This is a genomic window from Clavibacter lycopersici (assembly GCF_003576405.1).
Classification (GTDB): Bacteria; Actinomycetota; Actinomycetes; order Actinomycetales; family Microbacteriaceae; genus Clavibacter; species Clavibacter lycopersici.
The window spans coordinates 1-3,034 of the sequence record NZ_QWGT01000290.1; the positions used below are offsets into that span (position 1 = coordinate 1).

Here is a 3,034-nt window from a genome sequence, read left to right on the forward strand (position 1 = left end):
GCTCGTCGTCGAGGTGGCGTTCCCGCCGCCGGCCGAGGCCGGCGCGGCCGTGCCGGCGACCGCGTAGCGCGCCTCGCGCGCCATAGCCCATGCCGCGGCACCCCACGGGCGAGCACACGCGTATGGAGAGGTTATGGAGCGGACCAGACGCTCTCGCAACGTGTCGCCCGCTGAGCTGGGGGCATGTCCGTCGACTCCGCCCTCCTCCGCACACCGCTCGTCCGTCCCCGTCCGGATCTCGACGCCGCGCTCGCCCGCCCGTCCCTGCCCTCGCTCACGGGGCTGCGCTGGGTGGCCGCGTTCGTCGTCTTCGCGTACCACGTGCGCAACACGGGGTACTTCTCCGGGCACGCGCAGGACGCGATGTCCGCCGTGTTCGGCGCGGGCGCGACGGGCGTCTCGCTGTTCTTCCTGCTCTCGGGGTTCGTGCTGGCGTGGAGCGACCGGCCGGGCCGGGGCATCGTGTCGTTCTGGCGCCACCGGCTGGCGCGGATCTACCCCGTGCACCTCGTCACCCTGGTCGCGGCCCTGCTCCTCGCCGCCGGGACCCTCCCCGCGATCCGCACCGGCGATCCGCACGCGGTCGTCGCGGACGCGCTCCTCGTCAGCTCGTGGAAGGCGGACTGGTGGCAGGCCGGCAACCCCGTCAGCTGGTCGCTGACCTGCGAGGCGTTCTTCTACCTCGTCTTCCCGCTCGTGATCCCGCTGCTCCGCCGCGCGCGGGCCGACCTGCTGATCGCCGCCGCCGTCCTGCTCGCCACGGTCGTGGTGGTCGGCCCGGTCATCTCCGCCGCGGAGGGACTGCCGGTCTTCTGGTACGCGTTCCCGCTGACCCGTCTCCCCGAGTTCCTGCTCGGCGTCGTCCTCGCGCTCCTGCTGCGGTCGGGCGCGTGGCGGGGCGCACGGCTCGTGCCCGCGATCGTCCTGGCTCTCGTCGGGTACGCGGCGGCGGCCGCCTGGCCCGGGTCCCCGTTCGGGACCGCCGGCTTCACGATCGTCGGCTTCGCGCTCCTGGTCACGGCGCTGGCCCGGGCCGACGTCGCCGGCCGGCGCACCGTGCTCGCGACGCGGCCGCTCGTGGCGCTCGGCGTGCTGTCGTTCCCGTTCTACATGGCGCACCTGCTCGTGGTGCAGACGATCGCAGCCGGCTTCGGCGGATCCATGCCCCCGCTGCCCGCGTGGCAGGCGGCGATCCTCACGGCGTGCGCGCTGGTGCTGGCGCTGTTCGCGGCGCTCGTGCTGCACCACGCCGTGGAGGTGCCGGGGCGGCGGCTCGTGCTCGGCGTCCGTCGCTGATCGGGGACGCGGGCGCGCCGGCGTCCCTCAGCGGTCGACGCGCGGGGGTCGATCGTCGCGCCGGGCGCGCCCACCGAGCCGGATCCCGAGCGCGAGCGCCAGGCCCGCGAGACCCATGGCGAGCACCACCGCGCCCACGATCGCGGTGGTCGTGAGGAAGTGCACGCCGGATCCGCGGAACGGGTTCCCGGGGCCGACGGCCGCGAACGAGGTGATGACGACGGGCTGCGACAGCGCGACGACGAACGCGATCGCCCCGCCCGCGGTCGCCAGCACCGCCACGGCCAGCAGCGCGCGCATCCCGGCGCGGCTCATCGGAGCGCCTCGAGCGGGTTCGCGGCCAGCTTCGCGATCACGCCGCCGTCGACGAGGCGCCGGGCGGCCGTGTCGGGCTTCCGCTCCGCCTGGTCGACGACGCACGCGCCGAACTCGGCCGCGAGGTCGCCGCGCGGGTGCGCCGCGAGCACCTCGCGGAGGTACTCCTCGGGCAGCGCGTCGGCCCGCGCGCCGGAGATGTCGAGGCCGGTCGCGACCTCCAGGAGGTGCCCCTCGACGTCGAGCGCCGGATCCACCGACGGCCAGTTGTGCCGCACGATCGCGTCGAGCACGCGCTGCCGCCTCGCGGCCGGCCAGCCCGCGCCCGCCGTGAGCGCGACGCCCACGTGCCCGCCCGCGTGCTCGTACGAGACCGTGTGGTTGTCGTACTCCGTGACAGTGCCGATGTCGTGCAGCACCGCCGCGACGTAGAGGACCTCGTGGTCCACGTCGGCGAGCTGCTCGACCACCGCGAACCCCTCGGCCCAGAGCCAGGAGCGGAGCGCGTGCGCCGTGATCGCGGCGGACTGGTACGTGGTGGCGAGCTCGAGGGCGCCGCGGGCGGCGGCCGTGTCGGGCACGGGGAAGTCGGCGATGCGCATGGGCCACTGTGACACGGGCGGATCCCGGTCAGGCGTCGTCGCGGCGGCGGCCGATCCGGATCCCCCACCAGAGCGCGAGGGCGACGACGCCGACCGCGAGCACGGCGACGGACACGAGCGCCGCCGTCGAGACCAGGTGCACGCCCGTCGGCACGAACGACTCGCCGGACAGCGGTGCGTACGCGAACCAGCCGGTGGCGGCGGGCTGCATCAGCCCGACGCCGAGGGTCACGGCTCCGGCCACCACGGCGAGGGACGCGATGACGAGCAGCAGGCGCAGGGATCGGGTCACGGACCCACCGTAGGCGCGGCCGATACGGTGCAGGGATGATCCGGCTGCAGAACGTCACGTACCTCGTCCGCGACCACGAGGAGGCGCTCCGGTTCTTCGTCGACGCGCTGGGCTTCGTCGTGCGGCAGGACGAGACGGCGCCGAGCGGTCGGCGTCGCGTCGTCGTGGGGCCGGACGGCGATGGTGCCGGCTTCGTCCTGGCGCTCAGCGACGACGCCGACCGGGTGGGCCGCCAGGCCGGGGACGACGTCGCGTTCTTCCTCGAGACCGACGACTTCGCGGCCCAGCACGCGCGGATGCTCGCGCACGGCGTCGTCTTCCGGGAGCAGCCGCGTCACGAGCCGTACGGCACCGTCGCGATCTTCGAGGACCCGTGCGGTGCGGCGTGGGATCTGATCCAGCCGCCCATCGCGTGACCGACGGTCCGCCCACCGGGCCGGGGGATCCCGCCCGACGCGTCCGCCGGATGCGCGCCGCCGCCGTCGTCGCCCTGGCGGTGGCCGCGTGCGCGGTGCCCGCCGCGTTCCTC

Annotated in this window: 5 protein-coding genes; 2 read left to right on the forward strand and 3 right to left on the reverse strand. The window is 75.1% G+C overall.

Annotation, left to right across the window (positions count from 1 at the left end; genetic code table 11):
• The first annotated feature begins 183 nt into the window (after nucleotides 1-183).
• A complete protein-coding gene (locus DZG00_RS14035; protein WP_119382968.1) occupies nucleotides 184-1,296 on the forward strand; it encodes an acyltransferase family protein in 1,113 nt (370 codons plus the stop codon).
• A gap of 27 nt (nucleotides 1,297-1,323) precedes the next feature.
• Here the strand turns inward: DZG00_RS14035 and DZG00_RS14040 are convergent, their stop codons facing one another.
• Genes DZG00_RS14040 through DZG00_RS14050 form a run of 3 tightly spaced genes read right to left on the reverse strand, consistent with a single transcriptional unit; the run spans nucleotide 1,324 to nucleotide 2,505 of the window.
• Entirely contained in the window at nucleotides 1,324-1,611 is a 288-nt protein-coding gene (locus DZG00_RS14040) for a hypothetical protein (RefSeq protein ID WP_119382967.1), read from the reverse strand.
• Nucleotides 1,608-2,228: an HD domain-containing protein gene (locus tag DZG00_RS14045; RefSeq protein ID WP_233549172.1), complete on the reverse strand. Its 621-nt coding sequence runs from the start codon at nucleotides 2,226-2,228 to the stop codon at nucleotides 1,608-1,610. The genes DZG00_RS14040 and DZG00_RS14045 overlap by 4 nt, the downstream gene beginning before the upstream one ends.
• Nucleotides 2,229-2,241: 13 nt before the next feature.
• A complete protein-coding gene (locus DZG00_RS14050) occupies nucleotides 2,242-2,505 on the reverse strand; it encodes a hypothetical protein (protein ID WP_119382965.1) in 264 nt (87 codons plus the stop codon).
• Nucleotides 2,506-2,540: 35 nt separating this feature from the next.
• On the opposite strand from DZG00_RS14050, the gene DZG00_RS14055 reads away from it, so the two are divergent.
• Entirely contained in the window at nucleotides 2,541-2,921 is a 381-nt protein-coding gene (locus tag DZG00_RS14055; protein WP_119382964.1) for a VOC family protein, read from the forward strand.
• The last annotated feature ends 113 nt before the right edge of the window (nucleotides 2,922-3,034 follow it).

What these genes read in the sequence shown, in the direction of transcription:
- DZG00_RS14035 (WP_119382968.1), top strand. Translation starts at nt 184, where the DNA reads ATGTCCGTCGACTCCGCCCTCCTCCGCACACCGCTCGTCCGTCCCCGT.
- DZG00_RS14040 (WP_119382967.1), bottom strand. Translation starts at nt 1,611, where the DNA reads ATGAGCCGCGCCGGGATGCGCGCGCTGCTGGCCGTGGCGGTGCTGGCG.
- DZG00_RS14055 (WP_119382964.1), top strand. Translation starts at nt 2,541, where the DNA reads ATGATCCGGCTGCAGAACGTCACGTACCTCGTCCGCGACCACGAGGAG.